Source organism: Parasegetibacter sp. NRK P23, from assembly GCF_023721715.1.
In the GTDB taxonomy this organism is placed as follows: Bacteria; Bacteroidota; Bacteroidia; order Chitinophagales; family Chitinophagaceae; genus Parasegetibacter.
Map to the genome: position 1 here is coordinate 1 of NZ_JAMDLG010000004.1, position 3,614 is coordinate 3,614.

A 3,614-nucleotide genomic window follows, 5' to 3' on the forward strand; every position below is an offset into this window, starting at 1 on the left:
GTAAATTCAATCACGGCAAGACTGTTTACGTTTTTAAACTCCCGCCCATCAGTAAGCCTTGCCGTTAGGGGCAATGCTTAATTGACACTACATGAATTTAGTTTCAGACATAATAAATAAAACCGGACACAGACCTTGGCAATTTCCTGTCGAAGAGTGGGCATATTATCAAGAATGGAATCATGCTGTATTTCTTCATTTTCCTGTGCGGGCTGACTTGTTTTGGGGACACGTTCCGCGTAGACTTGAGCTTGATACCTTTGACGGTGTAGCTTGGATTTCGGTCGTGGCTTTCACAATGAATAATATTCGGCCCAGGTGGCTGCCTTCCGTGCCTTTAATTTCGACTTTTCACGAGGTTAACGTCAGAACATATGTTAAGCATAAAGGAGTTTCAGGAGTTTATTTCCTGAATATACAAGGGGCTAAACAATTATCTTGTTTTGTAGCTAGACATCTATCGGGACTTCCTTATGTTTTTTCAAGCATGAAAAGGAATATTTCTGGTAGTGACCATGAGTTTTGTTGCGGACAGTCCGGAGAGTATTTGAATATTTCTTATTCATTGGGAGAAATCCAAGATATTCGATCTCCCATGGATAGTTGGCTGACGGAAAGGTATTGCTTGTATTTAGGCAATGGTCGAACCTTGTATCGATATCAGATACATCATGAACCATGGCAACTTAGAGCAATTACAATCAATGACAATAATTTGAGACTTGGTTATGACTTTCCTGGCGTGACATTGGAAAACCTAAACTTAGCTCATTACTCGGACGGGGTAAAAGTGTTGGCCTGGAAGAGGCAAGTCGTGCTGTAACCAGCACCGCCCCTAACACTAGTTTACTGAATAGCCGGGTATACGGGTAACGTGGTGTTCAGTTTTTCAATTAAATTCACTCACGGCAAGACTGTTTACGTTTTCAAATTCCCGCCCATCAGTAAGCCTTTACGTTGGCCGTAATGTTTTGACCCTCAACTAGATATTCAAATACATAAAGACACCGATTTTATTCTTAAATTTGGCCTTATGAGTACTATTCGAGTGGACATATTAAATCCTAAAGCTAAAAAGCTTCTTAAGGATTTGGCTGACCTTAATCTGATTTCAATTAAAGAAACATCAAAAGGAGGTTTTTCTGATGTTCTTAAAAAACTTAGGGCTAAGGCTAAATCCGTTCCTAGCATGGAGGAGATTACCAAAGAGGTTGAAATCGTAAGAGCAAGACGGTATGCGAAATAAGGTTAACCGTGTAATACTCGACACTAATCTTTGGATTAATTTTCTTATCACAAAAGACTTTTCTAAACTTGACCTTTTAATTTTTTCAAAGGACTGTGTAATCCTGTTCAGTAAAGAATTGATGGATGAGTTTATCGATGTCGCAAATCGACCAAAGTTCAGAAGGTTTTTTACTACGAATGATCTTGAGGATATTCTTGAGACTATTGATGAATATGCTCACTTTGTAAAAGTATCGACTGAAGTACTTGCTTGCAGAGACATAAAAGATAATTTCCTTCTATCCTTATCTGTTGACGGAGGAGCTGATTACCTACTTACAATTGACAAAGATTTACTTGAATTAAATACTTTTGGCAGGACAAAAATTGTCACCTTAATAGATTTCCTTAAGCTTTACTAACACAACGGCCAACAATAGTTTTGCAATATCCGGGCAAGACGGTAAACGTGATGTTTGGTTTTCAAAGTAAATTCAATCTTGGCAAGACTGTTTACGTTTTCAAATCCCGGCCATCGCAAAGCCTTTCCGTTGTAGGAAAGGCCATACAATCTTCGTAAGCTAAAATTCTTAGTAGACGACATTGAATTTTCTTATCTTTGGCAAAAGTTACTATTACCATGTTGACCATAAATACCATATTGCGAGAAATCAAAGATGTTCCGGTTGACCGACTGGAAGAACTTTATCAATTTGTACATTCACTAACGCCGAAAACCAAGACAAAGGAGAGCCTAAAAAAGAAGATACTTTCGTTCGGAGGATCTTTCAATGATATGACGGGTAAGGAATATTCAGATTTTGTAAGCCACACTAAAAAGACCCGCACTAAACTCTTTGATCGGAATATTGAAATATGAAAGCATCCTTAATTGATACTGATATTCTATCAGAGTTTTTACGTGGCAATAAAAAGGTTATTTCAAGGGTTGACGAACATCTAAATGAGTTTGGATTCATCAGTTTGAGTATAATAACCTATTATGAGATTTTGAATGGCTTACTTTACAAAGACGCAAAGAAACAACTTGGTAAGTTTGAGGAATTTGTTGATCTAAATAAAGTACTTCCATTGACATTAAAAACAGTTAAAGTTTCTGCATCAATTCAGGCAGACCTTAGAAAGAAAGGGACTGAGATTGGGCATACAGATACATTGATCGCTGGCGTGGCCATAGGTAATGACATGCAACTTGTTACAAATAATACCGACCATTTTAAACGCATTAAAGGTCTATCGCTAGATAATTGGACCAAGTAAAGACTTTTTTGACAGGCACTTCTTGCCTTTCCTACAACAATAGTTTTGCAATAGCCGGGTAAGACGGTAAACGTGATGTTTGGTTTTCTAAATAAATTCCATCGCGGCAAGACTGTTTACGTTTCTAAACTCCCGGCCATCGCAAAGCCGTTACGTTAGCCGTAATTAATATGGAGACTCGAAATAGCGACAGTGATGACTTCTCAAGTAACGTGTTTAGGAACATGAATGAGTTATTTTTTAATCCAGAAATAGCTAGGCGTCGAGATCAAGATTTGCTACCAAACGATTTTACATTAATGGCAGCGCAGGCGATATTGTTTCCTGATGGCAGACCTCATATTGTTCGACTAAATGACGAAGTTTCTGTTGACGTAAAACTTAAACAAAATACGAATCATGATCTGGAAGAATTCTGGCCCTCAAGCGAGGACGTTGAAGATGTGAATTTGAATGAACAAGACTTCCTTAATTGCGGCCACGTTACAATGATTTTGCTCAAAGATGGCTTCTATTTGTCGTTTGACTTTATTTACAATAAGCAAATTTGCACAGAGCATTTAGCCGTTGCTAATCAATTTCTTCAGACAAGCAAGTTTGCTTTAGGAAACGACTTCGTATTTTCTTTTATTGACAATTCCTTTAGCGCAATTGAGCTTTTGGCTAAAGTGAATTTACTTGCGGAGGCAAATCAGAATATGAGTTTGAAGACCTCACATAAAAGTATAAAGTCGGCCTTTAATTCAAGGTATAGAAATGCCCATGTGCAGTTTGACATTGACCGCAGAGAAATTTTCAATCGTCTTTCAGACGCGAGAAAAGCCGCTCGTTATTTGGAAGGGGAAATCACATTTGATAAAAGTGAAACTGAGTCAATTTGTAAGACCATTGAAAGAATGTACATAGAATTATGCAAACGGGTCGGGTTTAACTACGGCTAACAGCGGTTTACTAATAGCCGGGTAAGACGGTAAACGTGTTGTTCATTTTTCAAAGTAAACTCAGTAACGGTAAGACTGTTTACGTTCTCAAATCCCGTCCATCAGTAAGCCGTACCGTTGTGTGTAACCTTGGTGACGTTTTACACTTATCAAAATTACAGTTGG

The 3,614-nt window shown here is 38.0% G+C and carries 5 protein-coding genes; all 5 read left to right on the forward strand.

The window, feature by feature from the left end; translation table 11 throughout:
* Positions 1-91: 91 nt before the first annotated feature.
* The 5 genes from M4J38_RS16655 (at position 92) to M4J38_RS16675 (ending at position 3,449) form a co-directional block, all read left to right on the forward strand.
* On the forward strand, positions 92-823 hold the full coding sequence (locus M4J38_RS16655; RefSeq protein ID WP_251760933.1) for a YqjF family protein: 732 nt from the start codon (positions 92-94) through the stop codon (positions 821-823).
* Positions 824-1,033: 210 nt separating this feature from the next.
* Positions 1,034-1,246, forward strand: coding sequence for a hypothetical protein (locus M4J38_RS16660; protein WP_251760934.1), 213 nt, complete (start codon positions 1,034-1,036; stop codon positions 1,244-1,246).
* On the forward strand, positions 1,236-1,649 hold the full coding sequence (locus M4J38_RS16665) for a putative toxin-antitoxin system toxin component, PIN family (protein ID WP_251760935.1): 414 nt from the start codon (positions 1,236-1,238) through the stop codon (positions 1,647-1,649). Before M4J38_RS16660 ends, M4J38_RS16665 begins: the two co-directional genes overlap by 11 nt.
* Positions 1,650-2,103: 454 nt before the next feature.
* Entirely contained in the window at positions 2,104-2,508 is a 405-nt protein-coding gene (locus M4J38_RS16670; RefSeq protein WP_251760936.1) for a type II toxin-antitoxin system VapC family toxin, read from the forward strand.
* 224 nt (positions 2,509-2,732) lie between these two features.
* Positions 2,733-3,449, forward strand: a complete 717-nt coding sequence (locus M4J38_RS16675) for a hypothetical protein (protein WP_251760937.1) — start codon at positions 2,733-2,735, stop codon at positions 3,447-3,449.
* The last annotated feature ends 165 nt before the right edge of the window (positions 3,450-3,614 follow it).